The organism is Streptomyces sp. NBC_01233 (genome assembly GCF_035989305.1).
Taxonomy (GTDB): Bacteria; Actinomycetota; Actinomycetes; order Streptomycetales; family Streptomycetaceae; genus Streptomyces.
Genome location: NZ_CP108514.1, coordinates 5736181 through 5761388, shown reverse-complemented (window position 1 = coordinate 5761388; position 25208 = coordinate 5736181). Strand labels below are relative to the sequence as shown.

29 protein-coding genes are annotated in these 25208 nt (G+C 71.6%); 18 read left to right on the top strand and 11 right to left on the bottom strand.

Annotation, left to right across the window (positions count from 1 at the left end):
- The first annotated feature begins 87 nt into the window (after nt 1-87).
- The 4 genes from OG332_RS27555 (at nt 88) to OG332_RS27540 (ending at nt 2790) form a co-directional block, all read left to right on the top strand.
- Entirely contained in the window at nt 88-1674 is a 1587-nt protein-coding gene (locus tag OG332_RS27555; RefSeq protein WP_327415970.1) for an acyl-CoA carboxylase subunit beta, read from the top strand.
- A gap of 17 nt (nt 1675-1691) precedes the next feature.
- The gene (locus OG332_RS27550; protein WP_327415969.1) at nt 1692-1901 is read left to right on the top strand and encodes an acyl-CoA carboxylase epsilon subunit; all 210 of its coding nucleotides are present in this window, start codon (nt 1692-1694) and stop codon (nt 1899-1901) included.
- Nucleotides 1902-1982: 81 nt separating this feature from the next.
- Complete coding sequence (gene mmpB, locus OG332_RS27545; RefSeq protein ID WP_327415968.1) at nt 1983-2117, top strand: morphogenic membrane protein MmpB; 135 nt, start codon at nt 1983-1985, stop codon at nt 2115-2117.
- A 43-nt stretch (nt 2118-2160) separates the two neighbouring features.
- Nucleotides 2161-2790, top strand: coding sequence for a nucleoside triphosphate pyrophosphatase (locus OG332_RS27540; protein ID WP_442816211.1), 630 nt, complete (start codon nt 2161-2163; stop codon nt 2788-2790).
- Here the strand turns inward: OG332_RS27540 and OG332_RS27535 are convergent.
- Nucleotides 2771-3265, bottom strand: coding sequence for a hypothetical protein (locus OG332_RS27535; protein ID WP_327415966.1), 495 nt, complete (start codon nt 3263-3265; stop codon nt 2771-2773). The genes OG332_RS27540 and OG332_RS27535 overlap by 20 nt on opposite strands.
- A gap of 540 nt (nt 3266-3805) precedes the next feature.
- Between OG332_RS27535 and OG332_RS27530 the strand changes: the two genes are divergently transcribed.
- Nucleotides 3806-5569, top strand: coding sequence for an acetyl/propionyl/methylcrotonyl-CoA carboxylase subunit alpha (locus OG332_RS27530; RefSeq protein ID WP_327415965.1), 1764 nt, complete (start codon nt 3806-3808; stop codon nt 5567-5569).
- An 82-nt stretch (nt 5570-5651) separates the two neighbouring features.
- Here the strand turns inward: OG332_RS27530 and OG332_RS27525 are convergent, their stop codons facing one another.
- Together OG332_RS27525 and OG332_RS27520 are read right to left on the bottom strand one after the other, a co-directional pair.
- Nucleotides 5652-6599, bottom strand: a complete 948-nt coding sequence (locus OG332_RS27525) for a DeoR/GlpR family DNA-binding transcription regulator (RefSeq protein ID WP_327415964.1) — start codon at nt 6597-6599, stop codon at nt 5652-5654.
- 175 nt (nt 6600-6774) lie between these two features.
- Nucleotides 6775-8214: an NAD(P)H-quinone dehydrogenase gene (locus OG332_RS27520; RefSeq protein ID WP_052873218.1), complete on the bottom strand. Its 1440-nt coding sequence runs from the start codon at nt 8212-8214 to the stop codon at nt 6775-6777.
- Nucleotides 8215-8398: 184 nt separating this feature from the next.
- On the opposite strand from OG332_RS27520, the gene OG332_RS27515 reads away from it, so the two are divergent.
- The 3 genes from OG332_RS27515 to OG332_RS27505 all read left to right on the top strand — a co-directional run bounded on the left by OG332_RS27515 (nt 8399) and on the right by OG332_RS27505 (nt 11472).
- On the top strand, nt 8399-8836 hold the full coding sequence (locus OG332_RS27515; protein WP_030290800.1) for a gamma-glutamylcyclotransferase: 438 nt from the start codon (nt 8399-8401) through the stop codon (nt 8834-8836).
- A 154-nt stretch (nt 8837-8990) separates the two neighbouring features.
- Nucleotides 8991-9797, top strand: coding sequence for a purine-nucleoside phosphorylase (locus OG332_RS27510; protein ID WP_327415963.1), 807 nt, complete (start codon nt 8991-8993; stop codon nt 9795-9797).
- Between the two features lie 28 nt (nt 9798-9825).
- Nucleotides 9826-11472 (top strand): phospho-sugar mutase, encoded by a 1647-nt coding sequence (locus OG332_RS27505; RefSeq protein ID WP_327415962.1) that lies wholly within the window; start codon nt 9826-9828, stop codon nt 11470-11472.
- Nucleotides 11473-11532: 60 nt separating this feature from the next.
- Here the strand turns inward: OG332_RS27505 and OG332_RS27500 are convergent, their stop codons facing one another.
- Nucleotides 11533-12135 carry a YdcF family protein gene (locus tag OG332_RS27500; protein WP_327419387.1) on the bottom strand — a complete coding sequence of 201 codons (603 nt, stop codon included), beginning with the start codon at nt 12133-12135 and terminating at the stop codon, nt 11533-11535.
- 169 nt (nt 12136-12304) lie between these two features.
- Here OG332_RS27500 and OG332_RS27495 point away from each other — a divergent pair, with 169 nt between their 5' ends.
- The 3 genes from OG332_RS27495 to OG332_RS27485 are packed head-to-tail and all read left to right on the top strand — an operon-like array spanning nt 12305 to nt 13103.
- Nucleotides 12305-12670: a hypothetical protein gene (locus OG332_RS27495; RefSeq protein WP_327415961.1), complete on the top strand. Its 366-nt coding sequence runs from the start codon at nt 12305-12307 to the stop codon at nt 12668-12670.
- Nucleotides 12667-12903 carry a hypothetical protein gene (locus OG332_RS27490; RefSeq protein WP_327415960.1) on the top strand — a complete coding sequence of 79 codons (237 nt, stop codon included), beginning with the start codon at nt 12667-12669 and terminating at the stop codon, nt 12901-12903. The genes OG332_RS27495 and OG332_RS27490 overlap by 4 nt, the downstream gene beginning before the upstream one ends.
- Nucleotides 12900-13103: a hypothetical protein gene (locus OG332_RS27485; RefSeq protein ID WP_327415959.1), complete on the top strand. Its 204-nt coding sequence runs from the start codon at nt 12900-12902 to the stop codon at nt 13101-13103. Before OG332_RS27490 ends, OG332_RS27485 begins: the two co-directional genes overlap by 4 nt.
- A 156-nt stretch (nt 13104-13259) precedes the next feature.
- Here OG332_RS27485 and OG332_RS27480 read toward each other — a convergent pair whose 3' ends face one another.
- From OG332_RS27480 to afsQ1, 3 genes are read right to left on the bottom strand one after another with little or no spacing between them, the layout of a single operon-like run.
- Entirely contained in the window at nt 13260-13898 is a 639-nt protein-coding gene (locus OG332_RS27480) for a hypothetical protein (RefSeq protein WP_327419386.1), read from the bottom strand.
- Entirely contained in the window at nt 13891-15477 is a 1587-nt protein-coding gene (locus OG332_RS27475) for an ATP-binding protein (protein ID WP_442816377.1), read from the bottom strand. Before OG332_RS27475 ends, OG332_RS27480 begins: the two co-directional genes overlap by 8 nt.
- Entirely contained in the window at nt 15375-16052 is a 678-nt protein-coding gene (afsQ1, locus tag OG332_RS27470) for a two-component system response regulator AfsQ1 (RefSeq protein WP_063754818.1), read from the bottom strand. Before afsQ1 ends, OG332_RS27475 begins: the two co-directional genes overlap by 103 nt.
- Before the next feature lie 177 nt (nt 16053-16229).
- Here afsQ1 and OG332_RS27465 point away from each other — a divergent pair, with 177 nt between their 5' ends.
- A complete protein-coding gene (locus OG332_RS27465; RefSeq protein ID WP_327415957.1) occupies nt 16230-16925 on the top strand; it encodes a SigE family RNA polymerase sigma factor in 696 nt (231 codons plus the stop codon).
- Nucleotides 16926-17191: 266 nt separating this feature from the next.
- On the opposite strand, the gene OG332_RS27460 is transcribed toward OG332_RS27465, so the two are convergent.
- The gene (locus OG332_RS27460) at nt 17192-17893 is read right to left on the bottom strand and encodes a uridine kinase family protein (protein ID WP_327419385.1); all 702 of its coding nucleotides are present in this window, start codon (nt 17891-17893) and stop codon (nt 17192-17194) included.
- Nucleotides 17894-17947: 54 nt separating this feature from the next.
- On the opposite strand from OG332_RS27460, the gene OG332_RS27455 reads away from it, so the two are divergent.
- Entirely contained in the window at nt 17948-18298 is a 351-nt protein-coding gene (locus tag OG332_RS27455; protein WP_327415956.1) for a hypothetical protein, read from the top strand.
- A 65-nt stretch (nt 18299-18363) separates the two neighbouring features.
- On the opposite strand, the gene OG332_RS27450 is transcribed toward OG332_RS27455, so the two are convergent.
- Genes OG332_RS27450 through deoC form a run of 3 tightly spaced genes read right to left on the bottom strand, consistent with a single transcriptional unit; the run spans nt 18364 to nt 21654 of the window.
- Complete coding sequence (locus tag OG332_RS27450; RefSeq protein WP_327415955.1) at nt 18364-19257, bottom strand: aldehyde dehydrogenase family protein; 894 nt, start codon at nt 19255-19257, stop codon at nt 18364-18366.
- A complete protein-coding gene (locus OG332_RS27445) occupies nt 19250-20686 on the bottom strand; it encodes an aldehyde dehydrogenase family protein (protein WP_327415954.1) in 1437 nt (478 codons plus the stop codon). Before OG332_RS27445 ends, OG332_RS27450 begins: the two co-directional genes overlap by 8 nt.
- A 5-nt stretch (nt 20687-20691) precedes the next feature.
- Nucleotides 20692-21654 (bottom strand): deoxyribose-phosphate aldolase, encoded by a 963-nt coding sequence (gene deoC / locus OG332_RS27440; protein WP_319733366.1) that lies wholly within the window; start codon nt 21652-21654, stop codon nt 20692-20694.
- Between the two features lie 267 nt (nt 21655-21921).
- Here deoC and OG332_RS27435 point away from each other — a divergent pair, with 267 nt between their 5' ends.
- The 5 genes from OG332_RS27435 (at nt 21922) to OG332_RS27415 (ending at nt 25199) form a co-directional block, all read left to right on the top strand.
- On the top strand, nt 21922-22896 hold the full coding sequence (locus OG332_RS27435; protein WP_327415953.1) for a hypothetical protein: 975 nt from the start codon (nt 21922-21924) through the stop codon (nt 22894-22896).
- An 83-nt stretch (nt 22897-22979) separates the two neighbouring features.
- A complete protein-coding gene (locus OG332_RS27430; protein ID WP_327415952.1) occupies nt 22980-23603 on the top strand; it encodes a class F sortase in 624 nt (207 codons plus the stop codon).
- Between the two features lie 36 nt (nt 23604-23639).
- Entirely contained in the window at nt 23640-24278 is a 639-nt protein-coding gene (locus OG332_RS27425) for a PH domain-containing protein (RefSeq protein WP_327415951.1), read from the top strand.
- Between the two features lie 85 nt (nt 24279-24363).
- On the top strand, nt 24364-24942 hold the full coding sequence (locus tag OG332_RS27420) for a VanZ family protein (RefSeq protein WP_327415950.1): 579 nt from the start codon (nt 24364-24366) through the stop codon (nt 24940-24942).
- Nucleotides 24943-24998: 56 nt separating this feature from the next.
- A complete protein-coding gene (locus OG332_RS27415; RefSeq protein ID WP_327415949.1) occupies nt 24999-25199 on the top strand; it encodes a PspC domain-containing protein in 201 nt (66 codons plus the stop codon).
- Nucleotides 25200-25208: the final 9 nt, after the last annotated feature.

Genomic DNA, 25208 nt, shown 5'->3' with positions numbered 1-25208 from the left:
TGCCCGCCGATACGCTACGCACCAGTAGCCAGCAGTAGTCAATCAATTGACCAGGCAGTTGACACCATGCAGGGAGCCGCGACCCCGATGTCACATCCGTCAGAGCCGATCGACATGCACACCACCGCGGGCAAGATCGCGGATCTGCAGCGCCGCATCGACGAAGCCACCCACGCCGGATCCGCGCGTGCCGTGGAGAAGCAGCACGCCAAGGGCAAGCTGACGGCGCGTGAGCGGGTGGCCCTGCTGCTGGACGAAGGGTCCTTCGTCGAGCTGGACGAGTTCGCCCGGCACCGCTCCACCAGCTTCGGGCTGGAGAAGACCCGCCCCTACGGCGACGGCGTCGTCACCGGCTACGGCACGGTCGACGGCCGCCCGGTGGCCGTGTTCTCGCAGGACTTCACCGTCTTCGGCGGTGCCCTCGGCGAGACCTACGGCCAGAAGATCATGAAGGTCATGGACTTCGCGCTGAAGACGGGCTGCCCGCTCGTCGGCATCAACGACTCCGGCGGCGCCCGCATCCAGGAGGGCGTCAGCGCGCTCGGCATGTACGGCGAGATCTTCCGCCGGAACGTGCACGCCTCCGGCGTGATCCCGCAGATCAGCCTGATCGTCGGGCCCTGCGCGGGCGGCGCCGTGTACTCCCCCGCCATCACCGACTTCACGGTCATGGTCGACCAGACCTCGCACATGTTCATCACCGGCCCGGACGTCATCAAGACGGTCACCGGCGAGGACGTCGGCTTCGAGGAGCTGGGCGGGGCGCGCACCCACAACAGCACGTCCGGCGTCGCCCACCACATGGCGGGCGACGAGAAGGACGCCATCGAGTACGTGAAGTCGCTCCTCGCGTACCTGCCGTCGAACAACCTCTCCGAGCCGCCCGCCTTCCCGGAGGAGGCGGACACCGAGGTCTCCGACGTCGACCGCGAGCTCGACGTGCTGATCCCGGACAGCGCGAACCAGCCGTACGACATGCACACCGTGATCGAGCACGTGCTGGACGACGCGGAGTTCCTGGAGACGCAGGCGCTCTTCGCGCCGAACATCCTCACCGGCTTCGGCCGCGTCGAGGGCCACCCGGTGGGCATCGTCGCCAACCAGCCGATGCAGTTCGCCGGCTGCCTGGACATCGACGCCTCCGAGAAGGCGGCGCGGTTCGTCCGGACCTGCGACGCCTTCAACATCCCGGTGCTGACCTTCGTGGACGTCCCGGGCTTCCTGCCGGGCACCGACCAGGAGTACAACGGAATCATCCGGCGCGGCGCGAAGCTGATCTACGCGTACGCCGAGGCCACCGTCCCCCTGATCACCGTCATCACCCGCAAGGCCTTCGGCGGCGCGTACGACGTGATGGGCTCCAAGCACCTCGGCGCGGACCTGAACCTGGCCTGGCCGACCGCGCAGATCGCCGTCATGGGCGCGCAGGGCGCGGTGAACATCCTGCACCGCCGGACCATCGCGGAGGCGGATAATGTGGAGGAGACCCGGGCACGGCTCATCGCCGAGTACGAGGACGCGCTGCTCAACCCGTACACGGCCGCCGAGCGCGGTTACATCGACGCGGTGACCATGCCGTCCGAGACCCGGGCGCACGTGGTGAAGGGGCTGCGGCAGCTGCGCACCAAGCGGGAGTCCCTGCCGCCGAAGAAGCACGGCAACATCCCCCTCTAGCCCTCCAGGAGGTCTCTGTGGTGATCAAGGTCGTCAAGGGCAATCCGACCCCGGAGGAGCTGGCCGCCGCACTGGCGGTGGTCCAAGCGCGCGCGGCGGTGCTGGCCTCGGCACCGTCGCTCGCCCCGCCGGTCGCGGACGAGTGGTCGACGCCGGCCCGGGTGGCACGGCGGCGGCTGCCGCAGCCGGGGCCGCGCGCGTGGGGCCGTACGTACTGGCCGGGTTAGCCGAAGATGATGTGAACGAGGGGTGGCGCCTGAGTACCCGTACTCAGGCGCCACACCCGTTCCCGGGGCCAGGATCGGGGCATGCTCTGGTCCGACCCGAAGAACGAGCCGCCCAAGGACATGCGCGACGCGCAGGCGATGATCCGGCGGCTGGGCGTGGTGCTCGCCCTCGCCATGCTCGTCGTCGTCTACGTCCTCGGCGTGGGCCACTTCTAGGCCCTCTCCGGGCGTGTTCCGGGGCCTCGTCGGCGCGCCTACGATGGCGGGCATGACTGCCACGCCCCCGCCCGCGAACCCGCGCAAGCTCGTCCTCGCCTCCGCCTCCCCCGCCCGGCTGAACCTGCTGCGCCAGGCCGGGCTCGCCCCGCACGTGATCGTCAGCGGTTTCGACGAGGACACCCTGAACCACGACGAGCCCGCCGCGCTGGCCCTGGCGCTGGCCGAGGCGAAGGCGGCGGTCGTGGCGGGCCTGGACGAGGCCGCGGGCGCCCTGGTGATCGGCTGCGACTCCGTGCTGGAGCTGGACGGCGAGGCGCTGGGCAAGCCCGCCGACGCCGAGGAGGCCACCACGCGCTGGAAGTCGATGCGCGGACGGGCGGGCGTACTGCGCACCGGGCACTGCGTGATCGACACGGCGGACGGCCGTCGGGTCTCGGCCACGGCGTCCACGACGGTCCGGTTCGGCGAGCCGACGGACGCCGAGGTCGCGGCGTACGTGGCGAGCGGCGAGCCGCTGCACGTGGCGGGGGCTTTCACCCTGGACGGGCTGTCGGCGCCGTTCATCGACGGCATCGACGGGGATCACGGCAACGTGATCGGCCTGTCGCTGCCGCTGCTGCGCTCCCTGCTGGGCGAACTGGACGTGTCCATCACGGACCTGTGGGCTTGAGCTCCCCGAACGCGGGCGGGGGCGGCTGCGGCGGCTGCGCGCTCCCGTTGCCGCCTCCGCCTCCGCCGCCGTCGTCGCCGTCCCGCGGGGCGGCGTAGAGCGTCAGGGTCAGGACCAGGAGGCACAGGATCAGCGTCGTCGCCGCGAAGGCGGCCCAGCCGACCAGGACGACGGCGAGGACGCCGAGCAGCCCGTGGGTGACGGCCGCGGTGATGAGCACGACGCGGGCGAAGCGGCCCGGTGAGCGGTCGCGGAGCGCGGCGACGGCGGCGAGGACGGCGCACAGCACGAGGAACGCGCCCATGCCCGCCCCCATGGCGTAGGTCGCCTTGGACATGAGGTCCGGATCGCTGCCCGCGATGGACATCGACTGGTTCGCCGTGGTCCGGCCCAGCACGATGTGGACGAGCACGAGCACGACCGCTTCCGCGACAAGCACGATCGCGGCCAGTCCGGCCACGAGTCTTCGCAGCACGACGTCCCCACCCCCCACGCGTCACAAGCCCGTTCGACGCCTGGAGGCTACTAACGGGTAGAGCAGCGGGCAAGACATCCGCCCACCCGGGTTCGACGGGGCGTCAACGCACCTTCCCCGGGCCACCGGTGGGTGCCGGCGGGGCCGTCCGTCCGGGGCGCAATGCCGGGAGCGCGGCTCCTGCGCGGGGACGGCAACCGCTGTGGGTACGGTGTTGTCCCGGTTCGTCCTGCGGGACCGCGGGGCTACCAATCAGTAAACAAGTGGACAACTCCGGTTCCGCCGGCAAAGAAAGTGTGGGCCGTTCGTAGGGACTCGACAAAGAATCACCCGGGGCCGCTGACCCGGGGGACAGAGACCTTGGATACATGACGGGGTTACTGTGCAGTCGGGGATCCCCCTGACCTGGGGCGCCACAAGGGTTTTCGGGTGGTCCGGGCCTCGCATCACACTCTGTGTGGGCAAGGTCACCACCGGGAAAGGGTCGAAAGGCCGTGTGGGCTGTCCCTAAACTCAGCTTGTTTCAAGGAGGGAGCCATCGTGCGCAAGGTGCTCATCGCCAACCGTGGCGAAATCGCTGTCCGCGTTGCTCGGGCCTGCCGGGACGCCGGGATCGCGAGCGTAGCCGTCTACGCCGATCCGGACCGGGACGCTCTGCACGTCCGCGCGGCCGACGAAGCTTTCGCGTTGGGCGGTGACACCCCGGCCGCCAGCTACCTGGACATCTCCAAGGTCCTCCAGGCCGCAGCCGACTCCGGTGCGGACGCCATCCATCCCGGATACGGCTTCCTCTCCGAGAACGCCGACTTCGCCCAGGCCGTGATCGACGCCGGCCTGACCTGGATCGGTCCGCCGCCGCAGGCCATCCGCGACCTCGGCGACAAGGTGGCCGCCCGTCACATCGCCCAGCGCGCCGGTGCCCCGCTGGTCGCCGGCACGCCGGACCCGGTCTCCGGGGCCGACGAGGTCGTCGCCTTCGCCAAGGAGCACGGCCTGCCGATCGCCATCAAGGCCGCCTTCGGCGGTGGCGGTCGCGGTCTCAAGGTCGCCCGCAATCTCGAAGAGGTGCCGGAGCTCTACGACTCCGCCGTCCGCGAGGCCGTCGCCGCCTTCGGCCGCGGCGAGTGCTTCGTCGAGCGCTACCTCGACAAGCCGCGCCACGTCGAGACCCAGTGCCTGGCCGACTCCCACGGCAACGTGGTCGTCGTCTCGACCCGTGACTGCTCCCTGCAGCGCCGCCACCAGAAGCTGGTGGAGGAGGCCCCGGCGCCGTTCCTGACCGACGCTCAGAACGCGGAGCTGTACGCCGCCTCCAAGGCCATCCTGAAGGAAGCCGGCTACGTCGGCGCCGGCACCGTCGAGTTCCTCGTCTCCGCCGACGGCCTGATCTCCTTCCTGGAGGTCAACACCCGCCTGCAGGTCGAGCACCCGGTCACCGAAGAGGTCGCCGGCATCGACCTGGTCCGCGAGATGTTCCGCATCGCCGACGGCGAGGCGCTCGGCTACGGCGACCCGGTCCTGCGCGGTCACTCCATCGAGTTCCGCATCAACGGCGAGGACCCGGGCCGCGGCTTCCTCCCGGCCCCGGGCACGGTCACCAAGTTCAACGCCCCCACCGGCCCCGGTGTCCGCCTGGACGCGGGCGTCGAGTCCGGCTCCGTGATCGGCCCGGCCTGGGACTCGCTCCTGGCCAAGCTCATCGTCACCGGCGCCACCCGCGAGCAGGCCCTCCAGCGCGCGGCGCGCGCCCTGGCCGAGTTCGAGGTCGAGGGCATGGCCACCGCCATCCCCTTCCACCGAGCGGTCGTCGCCGACCCGGCGTTCGCCCCCACGGACGGCAGCCCCTTCACCGTCTTCACCCGCTGGATCGAGACCGAGTTCGTCAACGAGATCCCGGCGTTCACGGCTCCGGCCGCGGAGGACACCGAGGACGAGCCGGGCCGCGAGACGGTGGTCGTCGAGGTCGGCGGCAAGCGCCTCGAGGTCTCGCTGCCGTCGTCCCTGGGCATGACCCTGGCCCGCACGGCCGCCGCGGGCGGCGCCAAGCCGAAGCGCCGCGCGGCCAAGAAGTCCGGCCCGGCCGCCTCCGGCGACACCCTCGCCTCCCCGATGCAGGGCACGATCGTCAAGGTCGCGGTCGAGGAGGGCCAGCAGGTCACCGAGGGCGAGCTGATCGTCGTACTGGAGGCCATGAAGATGGAGCAGCCGCTCAACGCGCACCGCTCCGGCACCGTCGTCGGCCTCACGGCCGAGGTCGGCGCCTCGGTCACCTCGGGCGCGACGATCTGCGAGATCAAGGACTGACGTCCACGAACGCGTCGAACGCCGGCGGGGCTGGAGTGATCCAGCCCCGCCGGCGTTCGAGGCGCAGCCGGCCCCGCAGGGGCTATCGGCGCCGCATGTCCGCGACCCGCGCCCGCTCGGCCTGCTGCTCCAGCATCCCGCCGGGCGCACTGCGCAGCTGCGCGGTCGGCCCGCCGCGCCTCTGCACCGGCAACGGCGAGTCGCGCCGCGGCCGCCGCCCGATCACCCCGTCCCCGCCGCCGGAGGCAGCGCCGCCGGCCACCGTGATCTGGACGCCCTGGTCCGCCAGGGCCTGGAGCTCGGTCGCCGCCCGGTCGTCGTGCGGCGGGGGCTCGTCCGTGACCAGGCGGGTCATCACGTCCGTCGGCACCGTCTGGAACATGGTGTCCGTGCCGAGCTTCGTGTGGTCCGCGAGGACGACCACCTCCGCCGCCGCCTGCACCAGCGCCCGGTCCACGCTCGCGCTGAGCATGTTGGACGTGGACAGGCCGCGCTCCGCCGTCAGGCCACTGCCCGAGAGGAAGGCGCGGGAGACCCGGAGCCCCTGGAGGGACTGTTCGGCCCCGCTGCCCACGAGGGCGTAGTTGGACCCGCGCAGGGTGCCGCCGGTCATCACCACCTCCACCCGGTTGGCATGGGCCAGCGCCTGGGCGACGAGCAGCGAGTTGGTGACGACGGTCAGTCCGGGCACGCGGGCGAGCCGGCGGGCCAGCTCCTGCGTCGTGGTGCCCGCGCCGACGACGACGGCCTCGCCCTCTTCCACGAGGGAGGCCGCGACATCGGCGATGGCGGTCTTCTCCGCCGTCGCGAGATGGGACTTTTGCGGAAAGCCGGACTCCCGCGTGAAACCGCCCGGCAAGACCGCACCGCCGTGTCGGCGGTCGAGGAGTCCTTCTGCCTCCAGTGCCCGCACGTCCCGCCGTACGGTCACTTCGGAGGTCTGGACGACGCGGGCGAGCTCCCGGAGCGATACCGCTCCGTTGGCCCGCACCATTTCGAGGATCAATTGGCGACGTTCTGCAGCGAACACGAAACTGACAGTAACCCCAACGACCGTCTGCTTTCAGCTCTTTGCGCCGGAATACCGAAGTTGTCCATATGGCAGGGCGACTAGTGGTATACGTGGCCCGAGGTCTGGGTGAACGTCCGGCCACGCGGCGGAGCGCCGCCCCAACACCCTTGGGGTGTGGGGCGGTTGGGGTCGGCTACGCCTCCCCGGCGGCCTTCCGCGTGTGCAGCTGGCGCGCCACCTCGGCGATCGACCCCGACAGCGAGGGGTACACGGTGAACGCGTTTGCGATCTGCTCGACCGTCAGATTGTTGTCGACGGCGATCGAGATCGGGTGGATGAGCTCGCTCGCGCGCGGGGAGACGACCACGCCGCCGACCACGATGCCGGTGCCGGGGCGGCAGAACATCTTCACGAAGCCGTCCCTGATGCCCTGCATCTTGGCGCGCGGGTTGCGCAGCAGGGGAAGCTTCACGACACGGGCGTCGATCTTGCCGGCGTCCACGTCGGCCTGGGTGTAACCGACGGTGGCGATCTCCGGGTCGGTGAAGACGTTCGAGGACACCGTCTTGAGGTTCAGCGGGGCCACCGCGTCACCGAGGAAGTGGTACATCGCGATGCGGCCCTGCATCGCCGCGACCGACGCGAGCGCGAAGACGCCCGTGACGTCACCGGCCGCGTACACGCCGGGCGCGGAGGTGCGCGACACCTTGTCGGTCCAGATGTGCCCCGAGTCCTTGAGCCGGACCCCGGACTCCTCCAGGTTCATGTTCTTGGTGTTGGGGATCGCGCCGACCGCCATCAGGCAGTGCGTACCGGTCAGGACGCGGCCGTCGGAGAGGGTGACCTCGACCCGGTCGCCCACCCGCTTGGCGGACTCGGCGCGGGAGCGGCCGACCACGTTCATGCCGCGGCGCCGGAAGACGTCCTCCAGGACGGCGGCGGCGTCCGGGTCCTCGCCGGGCAGCACGCGGTCGCGGGAGGACACGAGGGTCACCCGGGAGCCGAGGGCCTGGTAGGCGCCGGCGAACTCGGCGCCGGTCACACCGGAGCCGACCACGATGAGCTCCTCCGGGAGCTCGTCGAGGTCGTAGACCTGGGTCCAGTTCAGGATCCGCTCGCCGTCGGGCATGGCGTCCGGGATCTCGCGCGGGGTGCCGCCGGTGGCGATCAGCACGGCGTCCGCCGTCAGGATCGTCTCCGAGCCGTCGGCCGCGGTGACGATGACGTCCCGGGTGCCGTCGATGCCCTGCGGCCCGCCGAGCTTGCCGCGGCCGCGCACCACGCGGGCGCCGGCCCGGGTGACGGAGGCGGTGATGTCGTGCGACTGGGCGAGCGCGAGGCGCTTGACGCGCCGGTTCACCTTGCCGAGGTCCACGCCGACGACGCGCGCGGCCTGCTCGATGTGCGGGGTGTCGTCCGCGACGACGATGCCGAGCTCCTCGTACGACGAATCGAAGGTGGTCATCACCTCGGCGGTCGCGATCAGAGTCTTGGAGGGTACGCAGTCGGTCAGGACCGAGGCCCCGCCCAGGCCGTCGCAGTCCACGACGGTCACCTCCGCGCCGAGCTGGGCCCCTACCAGCGCAGCCTCATACCCGCCGGGTCCGCCGCCGATGATCACGATCCGGGTCACGAAAAGTCCGCCTCACGTCTACCCGGCCGGCTGCCGCCCCGGCCGGTGTTCCGGGGGGTCTCCCCGGGGGATGCATTCCGTGCCCCATTGTCCCGCACGGTTCAAGGTGCTTCGCGCCCGGTCCCGTCATCCGTGCGCCATCCGGGCACGCGGTCACGGCCACACCTCCCGTACCCTCGACCTCATGTCGCTCTACGCCGCGTACGCCGGCAACCTCGACCCGCGGCTGATGACGCGCCGCGCTCCCCATTCGCCGCTGCGCGGAACGGGCTGGATCAACGATTGGCGGCTGACCTTCGGCGGCGAGCAGATGGGCTGGGAGGGTGCCCTCGCCACGATCGTCGAGGCCCCGCGCCACCAGGTCTTCGTCGCCCTGTACGACATCGCGCCGCTGGACGAGGACTCGATGGACCGCTGGGAGGGCGTCGGGCTCGACATCTACCGCCGCATGCGGATCCGGGTGCACACCCTGGACGGCGAAGAGGCCGCCTGGTGCTACGTGCTCAACGGCTACGAGGGCGGTCTGCCCTCGGCGCGCTACCTGGGCGAGCTCGCCGACGCCGCCGAGTCCGCGGGCGCCCCGCACGACTACGTGATGGAACTCCGCAAGCGCCCCTGCTGACCCCGGCCGCGCCGGCGCGGGCGGTCCGCAACCCCCGTCGGGCGGGTCCGGAACCCCGTCGGGGACGATTCGGCGGAAACGACAAGGCAACGATCCGAACACCGTGAGCTGTGCCATCTACGCGCGTAGGCCAGGAGCGGTTACGCTCGTCTGCGTGAACGCATCTGTTACCGACCCCTTCGCCGCCGCCGACGCCGCAGCCGCCCGCCTGCGCGAGCTGACCGGCGTCGATTCCCACGATGTCGCGCTCGTCATGGGCTCCGGCTGGGCCCCCGCCGCGGAGGCGCTCGGCGCCCCCGAATTCGAGTTCCCCGTCACCGAGCTGCCCGGATTCCCGCCGCCCGCCGTCGAAGGCCACGGCGGCAAGATCCGCTCGTACAAGATCGGCGACAAGCACGCGCTGCTCTTCCTCGGCCGGACCCACTACTACGAGGGCCGCGGCGTCGCCGCCGTCGCCCACGGCGTGCGCACCGCCGTCGCCGCCGGCTGCAAGACCGTGGTCCTCACCAACGGCTGCGGCGGTCTGCGCGAGGGCATGAAGCCCGGCCAGCCCGTGCTGATCAGCGACCACCTCAACCTGACGGCCACCTCGCCGATCGTCGGCGCGAACTTCGTGGACCTGACGAACCTGTACTCGCCGAAGCTGCGCGCGATGTGCAAGGAGATCGACCCGAGCCTGGAAGAGGGCGTCTACGTCCAGTTCCCCGGCCCGCACTACGAGACCCCGGCCGAGATCAACATGATCCGCGTCATGGGCGCCGACCTGGTCGGCATGTCCACCGTGCTGGAGGCCATCGCCGCCCGTGAGGCCGGCGCCGACGTCCTGGGCATCTCCCTCGTCACCAACCTTGCGGCGGGCCTCTCCGGCGAGCCGCTGAACCACGAAGAGGTCCTCCAGGCCGGCCGCGACTCGGCCGCCCGCATGGGCACGCTGCTGACGCAGGTCCTCGCCCGCATCTGATCGACGTACGAGAGGTAAGGCGGAAGCAGTGCAGGAACAGGACGACCTGATCACCCGGGCCCAGGCCTGGCTGGCGGAGGACCCGGACCCGGAGACGGCGGCCGAGCTCGCGGCGCTGATCGACGCGGGCGACACCGCGGAGCTCGCGGACCGCTTCGCCGGCACCCTCCAGTTCGGCACCGCCGGACTGCGCGGTGAGATCGGCGCGGGCCCGATGCGGATGAACCGCAGCGTGGTCATCCGGGCCGCGGCGGGCCTCGCGGCCTACCTGAAGGCCCAGGGCCACGCCGGCGGACTGGTCGTCGTCGGCTACGACGCCCGCTACAAGTCGGCGGACTTCGCCCGCGACACCGCGGCCGTCATGACCGGCGCCGGGCTGCGCGCCGCCGTCCTGCCCCGCCCGCTGCCGACGCCCGTCCTCGCGTACGCCATAAGGCACCTGGGGGCCGTCGCCGGCGTCGAGGTGACCGCGAGCCACAACCCTCCCCGGGACAACGGCTACAAGGTCTACCTCGGCGACGGCTCGCAGATCGTCTCCCCGGCGGACGGGGAGATCGCGGCGGAGATCGCCCGCGTCGACGCCCTCGCCTCGGTCCCCCGCCCGGAGTCCGGCTGGGAGGAGCTCGGCGACGGGGTCCTGGAGGCCTACCTGGCCCGTACGGACGCGGTCCTGACCCCCGGGTCCGCCCGGGGCGTGCGGACCGTTTACACGGCCATGCACGGCGTCGGCAAGGACGTCGTCATGGCGGCCTTCGCCCGGGCCGGCTTCCCGGCCCCGGTACTGGTGGCCGAGCAGGCCGAGCCGGACCCGGCCTTCCCGACGGTCGCCTTCCCCAACCCGGAGGAGCCGGGCGCGATGGACCTGGCCTTCGCGAAGGCCGCCGAGGCCAACCCGGACATCGTGATCGCCAACGACCCGGACGCGGACCGCTGCGCGGTGGCCGTGCCGACCGCCGACGGCTGGCGGATGCTGCGCGGCGACGAGGTCGGCGCGCTGCTGGCGGAGCACCTGGTGCACAAGGGCGCGCAGGGCGTCTTCGCGGAATCGATCGTCTCCTCCTCCCTGCTGGGCCGGATCGCGCAGGCGGCGGGCGTCGGCTACGAGGAGACCCTCACCGGCTTCAAGTGGATCGCCCGGGTCGAGGGCCTGCGCTACGGCTACGAGGAGGCGCTCGGCTACTGCGTGGACCCCGAGGGCGTCCGCGACAAGGACGGCGTCACCGCCGCACTGCTGGTGGCGGAGCTGGCCTCGGAGCTCAAGGAGCAGGGCCGCACCCTGACCGACCTGCTGGACGACCTGGCGATGGCCCACGGGCTGCACGCCACCGACCAGCTCTCGGTCCGCGTCTCGGACCTGTCGGTGATCGCCTCGGCGATGGCCGCGCTGCGGGCGGAGCCGCCGGTGTCCCTGGCGGGGCTGCGGGTCGTCTCGGCGGAGGACCTGACCAAGGGCACGGAGACCCTCCCGCCCACGGACGGCCTGCGCTACTACCTGGAGGGCGACTACAAGGCCCGGGTGATCGTCCGGCCGTCGGGCACGGAGCCGAAGCTGAAGTGCTACCTGGAGGTGGTGGTCCCGGTCGCCGAGGCCTCCGACCTCGCCCCGGCCCGCACCCGCGGCCAGGAGATCCTGGACGCGATCAAGAAGGACCTGGCCGCAGCCGCCGGCATTTAGCCTTCTCGCCGGACGCCGTCCGTCGGCCCCCTGAGCTCCTGCTCGGGGGGCCGTCGCCGTTCAGGAGTTGATGAGCCGGCTGTCGAATCCGGAGCACAGAAGTCGCTCGTAGGCGTCATGGACGTCCCCCGGTACCTCCTGCTCGATGGCGAAGCCGAGCTTCGGGTACTCGATGATCCGTTGCAGGTCGCCGACGAGCATGTCCACGACGAGCTTCTCGTCGCCGATGGACTCGATGTAGTCGTCGAACTCCAGAGGCTCGGAGGCGCAGACGACCTCGACCTCGGGCCACAGGTGGCGGCACGTGGCATAGGAACGGCGCTCCATGTACGGCTTGGAGATCAGGAGCAGCGATTCGACCTCCACGCCGGACGCGCGCAGCACCTCGCGGAAGAGGGTGACGTTCTGGCCGGTGTTCCCGGCCCGGGTTTCCAGAAGGATCGCCTCGTCGGGCACACCCAGGTCGAGTGCGTGCTCGCGGTAGTGGACGGCCTCGCCGCGTGGGAAGCGGGCCGCGGTGGTCGGACTGTTGCCGCCGCTGAACACGACCACGGGGAAGAGACCGGCTCGGGAGAGGTCCGCCGAGGCACTGGCGACTCCCAGATCGTGTGCCACCGTCCGCAGCGCGACGCCCAGGTGCTCCGCGAACGCGCGGGTACTCATCCGGAGCGCCGAGCGCAGGGCCTTCGCTTCTCGGCCGGTCCACTGCTGCACACTGACCACGGGGCTGCCTCCCTCTTCCGCGTATCGAAGCACGCTGAGCGCAGGCCCCGGGCGGGAAGTGCAACGCAAGTGCAACAGCCGGTCATTTCGAGGCCGTTCAGCGAGCGGGATGCTCGTCCCCATAAAACGCATCACGGAAATCACGGCCCGCGACACCGCTCCGAACCCGAGTCGGGAGTACCCCGTCGAGGACCGCTCGATCCTGAGGCAACGGGACGGCCGATTCCCCCGCGCCATCGCTCTGCCCCGCCACCTGTGGCCGGCACCCGGCACCACCATCCGTGCGATGGACGCCCCCGAGCACCTGGCCGTGGGTGTCCTCGCCCGCTACGGCACTGCGACCGACGCGTTCCCCGGCTACGGATACGTACGCCCGCTCGAAAGCGGCCGTGAGTGGATCGCCAGCCCCGAATACCTGAGACCGGCACATCCCATGGAAATCTCCGCCGCACGCATCCAGGAGTGGGCCTGGTGACCGGCCGCATCTCGGGCCCGGCCTCCGGCGGTGGGTGGCACACCATCGAACACCCGCTGACGGGCGAGACCGTCCGCTACATCGCCAACGGCCTCACCGGCACCCTGACCTGCGTCACCGAGGAACGCCACGGCGGCCGTCTGCTGGAGATCGCCCACATCCGCCCCACTGACGGAGGAATCGAGTGGACCACCGCGGCCTCCAACATCTCCCCCGCGGGCGGTGCCCGGTGAGCGCCGCCCAGATCGGGGACCTGGTCGAAGACGGCCCCGGCGGGGGCCGGTGGATCTACACCGACCGGCGCGGCGGAACACCGATCCTGCGCCCCGTGTACGGAGGCACCGGAAACACCCGGGAAGCCGACCACCCCGAGGAGCTTCGGGTCATCAAGACCAGGAAGGAACTCCGCGCCGAATCCCCGCACTTCCTGTAGCCGCGCCCAGGGCCCGCACCACGTCCGGACCGCCGGGCTCCCAGCAGCGGCGCCGCACCCTCAAGCCGGTACGGCCCAGGCCCCGCCGGTCGGAGGCCGGCGCAGCGGCGCGAAGCCGGGGAGGCGCCCCGGCGCCGAGCCGTTGCGAGTGGCGCGTCAGGAAGGAGAGGCGGACGGGCGGACGATTTCGCCCAGGGTCGGCACCGACTCCGGACGCGACCGCACCGCCTCCGTGCACTCCCAAGCCCGCGGCGGATCCTCGTCCGGTCCGCCCAGAACCACCGGCCCCGGCCCCGACGACACCGCGTCGTTGCCCGCCAGCGTGCACACGACCTGCGACAGAGCCACCGGCGGCAGATCCTCCGGCTTGCGGCTCAACCGCACCGTGCCCACCGGATCACCCGCCCGCGGCGCGGACACCGACAGCCCGGCCGGCACCCCGGTCGTGAAGCCCGCGTCCCGCTCGTCCCCGCTCGGCGTCTGCTCCAGCGCCTCCAGCAGTGCCTGCGCGACGAGGCCCACGGGATCCCGTACGGGCTTCTTCTCCGGCATCGGAACCACTCGGTCCACGCCCACCAGCTGCGATCCGCAGACCAGTTCCACCGTGGCCCGGAAGCCCTGCACCCCGCTCTCCCCCGCGGGCGCAGGCGGGGTGTCGCACGACACCCGTGACGGCGCCGGGCCCACGTCGACCGGCACGGTCGTCGCCCTGATCCCGCAGCCCGACGCCGCGAGCAGGGCGACCGCCACCAGCGGGACCACCACGGCCGGCACCACCGGCAGAGCCCTACGCATCCCGGTCACCCGCGATCACCTTCCCCACGTCCACCGGCAGCCGCAGGGTGAACAGCGCTCCGCCCCCCGCCGCGTTGGCGGCGGTGATGTCGCCGCCGTGGATGTGTGCGTTCTCCACGGCGATCGACAGGCCCAGCCCGCTCCCGTCCGACTTCGGCCGGGACGCGCTCGCCTTGTAGAACCGGTCGAAGACGTGCGGCAGGACCTCCTCGGGGATGCCCGGACCGTTGTCGCGGACCGCGATCACCAGCCACTCCCCGTCCACGGTCACCGACACCCGCACCGGCGAGCCGCCGTGCTTGAGCGCGTTGCCGATCAGGTTGGCCAGGATGACGTCGAGGCGGCGCGGGTCGAGCCGGGCCACGATGTCCCGTTCGGCGTCGAGTTCGACCGCGTCGAGCCAGGCCCGGGCGTCGATACAGGCCGTGACCTGGTCGGCGACGTTCACGTCGTCCAGCACCAGGCGGGCCGTTCCGGCGTCGAAGCGGGTGACCTCCATGAGGTTCTCCACGAGGTCGTTCAGCCGCCGCGTCTCGCTGACGACCAGCGCCACCGCCGGTGCGATCATCGGATCGAGGTCGTCGACCTCTTCCTCCAGCACCTCCGCCACCGCCGTCAACGCGGTCAGCGGCGTGCGCAGTTCGTGGGACATGTCCGCGACGAAGCGCCGGCTCGACTCCTCCCGCGCGCTCATGTCGGCGACCTTCTTCTCCAGCGCCTCGGCCGTCTTGTTGAAGGTGTGCGACAGGTCGGCGAGTTCGTCCGTACCCGACACGTCCAGCCGGTGGTCCAGCTCGCCCTCGCCGAGCCGCCGGGCCGCGTCCCCCAGCCGCTGCACGGGCTTGAGCACCGTACGGGCCGCCGCCTGCGCGAGCAGTGCGGAGCCGAGCAGCGCCAGGCCGGTGGCGATCGTCAGGGACCAGGCGAGCGCGTTCAGGTCGTCCCGCTCCTGGGCGAGCGACTTGTACATGTAGCCGGTCGGCCCGCCGCCCACGATCCGGGTGCCGCCGACCAGGTACGGGTTGCCGTTCGGCTTCGTCCGCTGCCAGTACATGTGGTACTCGGCGTCGTTCGCCGCGGTCGTCTTCTGCTCGTCGTTCACGGCGTTCCGGAGGGACTTCGGCACGTCCTGCAGCCCGAAGGAGTCGGGACCGGCCGCGCCGAACACCTGATGGTGGTCCTTGCGCTCGTGCACGAGCAGCACGCTGTAGCCGGGGCTGCTGCCCGCCATCAGCTCGGCGGTGCGCTGCATCTCCTCCGGCGTCGGGTCGGCGGGCAGCGCCGCGGCACGGTTCTGCATCTCCTGCCGGAAGTCGCCGAGGGCGGCGTCCTGGACGCGGGTGAGCACGGCCTCCCGGTTGAGCCAGTACGCGATCCCGGACGCGGAGACCGCGGCCGTCAGGGCGACCAGGGCGAAGACGATGAGGAGCCGCAGCCGCAGGCTGGTCCAGCGCCGGCCCGCGAGCAACGCGCGGATCACTGCGGGGAGTCCAGGCGGTAGCCGACGCCGCGGACCGTACGGATCAGGGTGGGCGAGGACGGCACGTCCTCGACCTTGGCGCGCAGTCGCTGGACGCAGGCGTCGACGAGCCGCGAGTCGCCGAGGTAGTCGTGCTCCCAGACCAGCCGCAGCAACTGCTGGCGGGACAGCGCCTGCCCGGGCCTGCGGCTCAGTTCGAGCAGCAGCCGTAGCTCGGTCGGGGTGAGCTGGAGGTCCTCGCCGTTCTTGGTGACCGTCATGGCGGCCCGGTCGATGACGAGGGAGCCGAAGCTCGCCGAGTCGCTCGACTCGCGCTCGCCGCGGCGCAGGACCGCCCGGATGCGGGCGTCGAGCACCCGGCCCTGGACGGGCTTGACCACGTAGTCGTCGGCGCCGGACTCCAGGCCGACGACCACGTCGATGTCATCGCTGCGCGCGGTGAGCAGGATGATCGGCAGCTGGTCGGTGCGGCGGATGCGCCGGCACACCTCGAAACCGTCGATCCCGGGCAGCATGACGTCCAGCACGATCAGATCCGGCCGCTGCTCGCGCAGCAGTTTCAGGCCGTCCTCGCCCGTCGCCGCAGTGGCCACACGGTGGCCCTGGCGAGACAGGGAGAGTTCGAGGGCCGTGCGGATGGCGTCGTCGTCCTCGATCAGCAACAGGAAAGGCACGGGCTCATTCTGTCCCATCGACAGTCGGGAGTTCGACCGTCGGAGCGAGGCGATCCTGCGGAGGTCGCTGTGACAGTGCTGTGACAGTCGACGGACACCCCGGTTAAGTCGGCGGGGCAGTCTTCTGTCAACGCACAACGGACCGAAGCAGAGACACTCCACGACGGGGGGCGCGAGATGAACACGCTGCACAGCACCAACACCAGCGCGGTTGTCACGCGGCTGCACGATGTGAACCGCCGGGCGGGTGTCCGTACGGTGGCGGTCGCCCGTCCCCGGCCGGCCCACGTCGTAGCCATTGACGCAAACCAGTACCGGGCGGTTCCCGCCCGGCCCACGCCGTCCTCCACGTCGGAGGCCGAGTTCACGGCGTACGTCCAGGAGCGGCGGGCCGCGCTGTACGCGACGGCCTTCCACCTCACCGGCGACCGCTACGAGGCCGAGGACCTGCTGCAGAGCGCGCTGTTCTCCACGTACCGCGCCTGGGACCGGATCAGCGACAAGGCGGCCGTCGGCGGCTACCTCCGCCGCACGATGACCAACCTGCACATCAGCGCGTGGCGCCGGCGGAAGCTGAACGAGTACCCGACGGAGGAGCTGCCGGAGACGGCCTCCGACACGGACGCGATGCGCGGTACGGAGCTGCGCGCGGTGCTGTGGCAGGCGCTGACCCGGATCCCGGAGCCGCAGCGCACGATGCTCGTGCTGCGCTACTACGAGGGCCGCACGGACCCGGAGATCGCGGAGATCCTCGGGATCAGCGTCGGCACGGTGAAGTCGAGCATCTGGCGCTCGCTGCGCCGCCTGCGGGAGGACGAGGCGCTGAGCTTCGGCCGCGACGAGGCGGAGTCCTTCGAGGAGCTCGTCGCGTAACGGGGCGCACAAGACCATCGGGCCAGGGGGGCCGTCCTACGGGGGTGGGACGGGGGCCGCGGGGGGAAGAGGCGGGATCAAGCGGCCGGGGGGTCCGCCTGATCCCGCCTTTTCGCGTGTGCGGGGCCGGGCACGTGGGACGGCAATGGCGTCGGCGATCTTCCGGACAGCGCGCGGTTCTTCGGGCCGGCCCCGGTCGAGGACGCGGTGGCCCTGCTCGGCCGCCTGGCCGGGAAGGCGGGGAGTAGCCGGGTGGCGGCCGGGGACTAGGCGGGAGCGGGGGTGTGGCGGTGGCGGCCGGCCGCGGCTGCGGCGAGGCGGCCGAGGGCCTCGTCACGGCCGCACGCGTGCGCGCCCAGCGCGATGTGGCGCGCCACGATGCCCCGCTCCGCCCGCATCAGCCGAAGGCCGCGCCGCAGCAGGAACAGGACCGACTTGCGCCCCTCGCGGAGATCGCGCGCCAGTCGGCGGCGGAAGGTGGTGGACGGCCGCCCGCGCAGACAGATCGCGTCCGCGAGCAGCCCCAGCTCCTGGCAGCGGGCGACGACGTCCGCCGCGAAGATCCCCTCCGCGATGAACAGCGGCGTGCGCGAGATGTCCAGTGCCTCCGCCCCGGTCCGCGAGGACGTCGCGATGTCGTACACCGGGACCTCGGTGCGACCCACCGCGCACAGCTCCGCGATCGCCGCCACGGCGGTGTCCGCGTCCCAGGACAGCGGCGAATCCCAGTCGATGTCCGAACTGCCCTCGACCAGCGGGAGGGTCGGGTCGTCACCCTCCTTGTAGAAGTCGTCCAGGCGCAGCACGGGCAGACCCGAGCGGGCCGCCAGCGAGGACTTGCCGGATCCCGAAGGTCCGGTCAGAAGGACGACACGCGTAGGCAAAGGAGAGGAGGAGCTCACGGGACACCAGTGTGAACCATTACCCCGCGCAGGGGATGCCTCCGGCGACCGGTTGGTATCGAGGATCACACCTCCACTACGCTGCGTGCGCACGCGACTACGACCTCAGGCGGGATCCCCATGGCACGTCACGCAGCCCCAAGCGCACCGAACCGGCTCCGTTCCGCAGGCCTCACGCTCTCCATGGCGGGCGCCGCGCTCGCCATGGCCGCGGGGGGTGCTCAGGCCGGTGAGCTCGATGTGCCGGCGGCTCTGGCCGGGGTCACCGATCCGGTGGCGAACCTCAAGGTGAACCCGCTCGCCCACACCGGCGTGGACCCGCTGGACAACGGCGTGGCCACCAAGGTCGCGGACTTCCCCGCCGTCGGCACCGGCATGGTCACCGGCGTCCTGACCCAGGGGCCGTCCGTCGGCGAGCTGCCCGCCGCCGCGGTCTCCTCGCTGCTCGGGCCGGTCCTGCCCAAGAAGTAGGGGAGCGGGTACGCGAAGGCCCCGGCAGCGCGGGGGAGCTGCCGGGGCCGGTTCACGGGGATCTCCTAGTACGAGGATCCGCCCGAGCCCAGCGACCCCGTCGGGTGCCAGACCGTCTTGGTCTCCAGGAACGCCGTCATGCGCGACGTGCCCGGGTCGGCGTTCCAGTCGTCCACAGGCTGTGGACGCAGGACGCGCTTGAGGTTGTCGGCCGCCGCGATCTCCAGCTCCTTGGCCAGCGCCGCATCGGCTCCGGCCAGGTCGATCGCGTTGACGTCCTGGTGGGACGCCAGGTGCGGGCCCATCTCGGCGGCCTTGCCGGACAGGATGTTGACCACGCCGCCGGGCAGGTCGGAGGTGGCGAGCACCTCGCCCAGGGAGAGGGCCGGCAGCGGGGACTTCTCGGAGGTGATCACGACCGCCGTGTTGCCGGTCGCGATGACCGGGGCGATCACCGAGATCAGGCCCAGGAAGGACGAGTCCTGGGGGGCGATCACGGTCACGACGCCCGTCGGCTCCGGGGTGGAGAGGTTGAAGAACGGGCCCGCGACCGGGTTGGCCCCGCCCACGATCTGGCCGATCTTGTCGGTCCAGCCCGCGTACCAGACCCAGCGGTCGATGGCCGCGTCCACGACGGCGCCGGCCTTCGGCTTGGACAGCCCCTCGGCCTCGCCGACCTCGCGGACGAACTGCTCCCGGCGGCCCTCCAGCATCTCGGCGATGCGGTAGAGGATCTGGCCGCGGTTGTACGCGGTCGCGCCCGACCAGCCGCCGAAGGCCTTGCGCGCGGCGACGACCGCGTCACGGGCGTCCTTGCGGGAGGACAGCGGCGCGTTGGCCAGCCAGTTGCCCTTGGAGTCCGTCACCTCGTACACCCGGCCGCTCTCGGAGCGGGGGAACTTGCCCCCGACGTACAGCTTGTAGGTCTTGAAGACGTTCAGACGGGTCGACTCAGACATCGAGGTAGCCCTCCAGGCCGTGGCGGCCGCCCTCGCGGCCGAAGCCCGACTCCTTGTAGCCGCCGAAGGGCGAGGTCGGGTCGAACTTGTTGAACGTGTTGGCCCAGACGACGCCCGCGCGGAGCTTGTTCGCGACCGCGAGGATGCGGCTGCCCTTCTCCGTCCAGATGCCGGCGGACAGGCCGTACTGGCTGTTGTTGGCCTTCGCGACGGCCTCGTCGGGCGTGCGGAAGGTGAGCACGGACAGCACCGGGCCGAAGATCTCGTCACGGGCGACGGTGTGCGCCTGGGTGACGTTCGTGAAGAGCGTCGGGGCGAACCAGTAGCCGGCGGACGGCAGCTCGCACGCCGGGGACCAGCGCTCGGCACCCTCGGCCTCGCCGGTCTCCGCGAGCGCGGTGATCCGGGCGAGCTGCTCGGCGGAGTTGATCGCGCCGATGTCGGTGTTCTTGTCGAGCGGGTCGCCGAGGCGGAGGGTGCTGAGGCGGCGCTTGAGGCTGTCCAGCAGCTCGTCGTGGATCGACTCCTGGACCAGCAGGCGGGAGCCCGCGCAGCAGACCTGGCCCTGGTTGAAGAAGATGCCGTTGACGATGCCCTCGACGGCCTGGTCGATGGGGGCGTCGTCGAAGACGATGTTGGCGCCCTTGCCGCCCAGCTCCAGGGTGACCTTCTTGTCGGTGCCGGCGACGTGGCGGGCGATCTTCTTGCCCACGGCGGTCGAGCCGGTGAAGGCGACCTTGTTGACGTCCGGGTGCTCGACAAGGGCCGCGCCCGCGTCGCCGTACCCGGTGAGGATGTTGACGACGCCCTTGGGCAGGCCCGCCTGGCGGCAGATGTCCGCGAAGAACAGCGCCGAGAGGGGGGTCGTCTCGGCCGGCTTCAGCACGACGGTGTTGCCGGTGGCGAGCGCCGGGGCGATCTTCCACGCGAGCATCAGGAGCGGGAAGTTCCACGGGATGACCTGGCCGGCCACGCCGAGGGGGCGCGGGCCCGCGCCGTAGCCCGCGTGGTCGAGCTTGTCGGCCCAGCCCGCGTAGTAGAAGAAGTGCGCGGCGACCAGCGGGAGGTCCGCGTCGCGCGTCTCCTTGATCGGCTTGCCGTTGTCCAGGGTCTCCAGGACGGCGAGCTCGCGGCTGCGCTCCTGGATGATCCGGGCGATGCGGAAGAGGTACTTGGCGCGCTCGGAGCCGGGCAGCGCGGACCACTTCTCGAACGCCTTGCGGGCGGCCTTCACGGCGCGGTCCACGTCGGCGGCGCCGGCCTGGGCGACCTCGGCGAGGACCTCCTCGGACGACGGCGAGACGGTCTTGAAGACCTTGCCGTCGGCGGCGTCGGTGAACTCGCCGTCGATGAAGAGCCCGTAGGAGGGTGCGATGTCGACGACCGAGCGGGACTCGGGAGCCGGTGCGTACTCGAATACAGATGCCATGGTGATCAGTCCACCGTCACGTAGTCGGGACCGGAGTAACGGCCGGTGCTCAGCTTCTGGCGCTGCATCAGCAGGTCGTTGAGCAGGCTGGAGGCGCCGAAGCGGAACCAGTGGTTGCTCAGCCAGTCCTCGCCCACGGTCTCGTTGACCAGGACCAGGAACTTGATCGCGTCCTTGGTGGTGCGGATGCCGCCGGCCGGCTTCACGCCGATCTGGATTCCAGTCTGCTCCCGGAAGTCGCGGACGGCTTCGAGCATGAGCAGGGTGTTCGCGGGGGTGGCGTTGACGCCGACCTTGCCGGTCGACGTCTTGATGAAGTCGGCGCCCGCGAGCATGCCGATCCAGGAGGCGCGGCGGATGTTGTCGTAGGTCGACAGTTCGCCGGTCTCGAAGATGACCTTGAGGCGGGCCGCGGTGCCGTCGGGGCGGACGCAGGCCTCCTTGACGGCCTTGATCAGCTCGTACGTGTCGAGGTAGCGGCCGGCGAGGAAGGCGCCACGGTCGATGACCATGTCGATCTCGTCGGCGCCGGCGGCGACGGCGTCACGGGTGTCCGCAAGCTTGACGGGCAGCGCGGCGCGGCCGGCCGGGAACGCGGTGGCGACGGAGGCGACCTTGACGTCGGCACCGTTCAGCGCGGCCTTGGCGGTGGCCACCATGTCGGGGTAGACGCAGACCGCGGCGGTCATGGGCGTCGTACGGTCGGTCGGATCGGGATTGACGGCCTTGGCGGAGAGCGCCCGGACCTTGCCCGGGGTGTCCGCGCCTTCGAGCGTCGTCAGGTCGATCATCGAGATGGCCAGGTCGATGGCGTACGCCTTGGCCGTCGTCTTGATCGAACGGGTGCCGAGGGAGGCCGCGCGGGCCTCCAGGCCGACAGTGTCGACGCCGGGCAGCCCGTGCAGGAAGCGGCGCAGCGCACTGTCGGACGTCGTCACGTCAGCGAATGCGGTGAGGGTGGTGGGCATGGTCACCACATGAGCATATCTACGCGCGTAGCGACCTGTCACCCCCCTCGCCCGGTTCTGGCCGATCCGCTATGGAATCGACACCTCCACTCCGACACCCGTTCGCCCGTTACGCGACCATGACGGGAGGCGGATCCTCCGCCCGCACAAGATCCATAGATTTGTCCTCAGCAGCCCGCCACACCTGACCCGGTGAACCAGACCGAACAGACTCAACGCGGCATGCGACTCTCCTCCACTCTCCTCATCCACGCTTCAGGAGTCGTTATGCGTACCGCCCTCCGCACCTCGATCGTCACCGCCGCCCTCGCCGGCGCGATGCTCGTCCCGGCCGCCGGCGCCGCGTTCGCGGCGCCCGCCGCGGCCCCGCTGTCCGCCTCGGCCCCGGCCTCGGACAACAGCCGCTACGAGGGCGAGCCCGTCTACATCGGGGAGGGCCTGGTCGCGGTGCTGCGCAACAAGGCGGAGGGCCCCGAGGCGTGGATCCGCGAGGTCGGCCCCCAGTGGAAGCCGGGCGACAACTACATGGTCCACGTCGTGACGAAGCTGGACCGGACCCTGCCCCACGACAAGGCCAAGGGCCTCGACCTCGAACTCACCAGGGCCGCGAGCGCCCGTCCCGTGCTCGTCGTCACCGCCGCGGACGGCAGCGCCACGTCCTACCCGCTGCCGGCGGGCGAGGCCAGCACGGACTGCCGGGTCGGTCCGGTGGGGCAGGAGATAGGCGCGGGCATGTCGGCCGAGCTGTACCTCTCCGAGCTGGGCCCGAAGGTGCTGCTCTTCGAGGCCGGCGACGGCGGCCGCGGCTTCGCCCAGCTGGACCGCACCCACCCCTCGCTGCCCGAGTCCGCCGGCTTCATCGCCCGGATCGTGAACCCGAGCAGCGCCAAGCCCGTCTTCGAGTGGAAGACGCAGGGCGGCAACGACACGGTCGGCCGGGTCTCGTTCCCCGCCTTCCCCAAAGGGTGCAAGCCGAGCTACGCGTTCACCGACGACAAGCCGGTAACGAAGCCCACCACCCCCGCCCCCACCTCCACCCCCGCTCCGGTGAAGCCGCAGACCGCCGGCCAGACGTCGGTGGTCCCCAAGGGCCCGGTCGCCGCGGGCGCCGAGCTCCCGGTCGAGACCGCCGCGGACACCCGCAACACCGCCACCCTGACGGCCGGCGCCGCCCTGATCGCCGCCTTCGGCGCCCTGGCCGCCAGCGTGGTCCTGCGCCGCCGCCGCGCCACCCAGGGCTGACGCCCCTCATCCCCTCCCGTTTCTGCCCTCCTCCGGCGGGCCACCGACCCGGTGGCCCGCCGAAAGCCGTCCCGGAGTCCTCCATGGCCCACCGCGTCCGCCCGCTGCTCGCCGCCACCCTCCTCGCCGCCGCCCTGACCGGCTGCGGCGCGGCCACCGCCGGCGCACCCGCGCCCGGGGCGACCGCCACCTCCGCCGCCCCGCCCTCGGTCACACCCACCGCCGCCCCCGCGGCCCCCGCGGCGGCCGCCCCGCTGCCCGCCTCCGAGCCCGTACGCGTACGGATCCCCGCGGCCGGCGTGGACGCCTCCCCGCTGCTGCGGCTGGGGCTGGCCGCCGACGGCACCGTGGAGGTGCCCTCCGTGGCCGACGGGGACAAGATCGGTTGGTACACCAAGGGCGTCACCCCCGGCGAGACCGGTCCCGCCGTGCTGATCGGCCACTTCGACACCGCGCGCGGCCCGGCCGTGCTGAAGGACGTCGCGCGCGTGCGCGTCGGCGAGGAGATCACGGTCTCGCGGGCGGACGGCAGCACGGCCGTGTTCCGCGTCCGCGAGCTGGAGCAGGTGGACAAGAAGAAGTTCCCGACCGCCAAGGTGTACGGGGACACCGCGCGCCCCGAGCTGCGCATCATCACCTGCGGTGGCGAGATCACCGCAGGCCACCGGCCCGACAACATCATCCTGTACGCCGATCTCGTCGGCTGATCCGCCCAGGCGGCGCAGTGGGGCAGAATCGACCCCATGAGCAGCCAGCAGCAGCCGACCGATGAGCCGGTCCACGACGACCGGGTCTACCGCTCCACCATGGGCGTCGTCTCGGGGGTATTGCTGCTCGCGCTGACCGCGTGGCTCTGCGGTGACGCCGTACTGCGCGGATCGGGGAACACTCCCTGGATCGCGGTGGCGGTGGCGCTGTGCGCCGTACCGCTGATCGTGGCGTTCACGATCCGCCCGGCGGTCTTCGCCAACGACGACCGGATGCGCGTGCGCAACCCCTTCCGGATCATCGAGCTGCCCTGGGCGGCCGTGGACGCGGTGCGCTCCGGCTACTCGGCGGAGGTGCTGGCCGAGGGGTCGAAGTACCAGCTGTGGTCCGTGCCCGTCTCGCTGCGCGAGCGGAAGAAGGCGAACCGGCAGCGGCTGCGCTACGAGGGGCTCCAGGACCGGGATCAGCGGAGCCCCGGTGAGAGGCCCCGGATGCCGGCCGAGCCGCTGCGGGCGAGCGCGGACCGGATCGTGGACGAGCTGCAGCGGATGGCCGAACGCGGCGCCGAGCGGGCCGGTGCCCAGGGCAGCGTGCGCGTCCACTGGTCGTACGAGATCATCGCGCCCGCCGTGGTCGGCGCGCTGGCGCTGATCGTCCTCGTCGCCACGCGCTGACCTGCACGGAGCGGCTCCGGGTGCTCCCGGCCACACCCCCCGTCAGGGCGGAACCGGGGCTACCGGGTGGTGCGTCCTCGCAGGTGTGCAGCGTCTTGAGGCCGGCGGCAGCGCCGCCACCGCCACCGCGATCCATCTCCGGCTCCGACTCCTCGCCGGGGTCCTGCTCGCCGCCCATCTCCTGGTCGTCGGCTGGCTGACCCTTCGGCCGCTCGACGTGCCTTGGGCCGCGGCCGCCAATCTGACCCCCCTGGAGGGGATCCGGACGGACCTCGCCTACGGGCCGCTGGAGGCGGCCCGGCGCATCGGCGAGGGCCTGGCCCTGCTGGCCCCGCTCGGGGTGCTGCTGCCGCTGGTCAACGGAAGGCTCGCGCTGTCGACGCTGTCCGCGTGGTCCTCCCTGGCCCGGACCGCCGCCGCGGGTGCGCTGGTCTCGCTGAGCATCGAGATGCTCCAGACCGCCGTTCCGGGCCAGGTCACCGACGTGGATTCGGTGCTGCTGAACACCGCCGGTGTGCTGCTCGCGCACGTGGCCGTCGTACCGGCGCTGCGGGCCCGGCTGCGGCGTTCACACACCGCTTATCAGGGGAACACCCCGAAGATTTCCAGGGTCGGGCTCGGCCCCTGGACCGACGTTCTGTCAGCGGTCCAGCGGGAGTATTGAGTCATCGCGAGGCCGTGCCGGCCTTCAACACCGCGATCCCGACGAAGGAGAACCCCATGAGCGCCCTTGTCCGCCCCCGTGACGGCCGCTGGATCGGTGGAGTCTGCGCCGGACTGGCCAGGCGTTTCGGAATTTCCGCGAACACGATGCGCGCCATTTTCGCCGTCTCGTGCCTGCTGCCCGGCCCGCAGTTCCTGATCTACATCGCGCTGTGGGTGCTGCTGCCGAACGAGAAGTCCGCCTCCACGGCCTGGTGACCGGCGGTC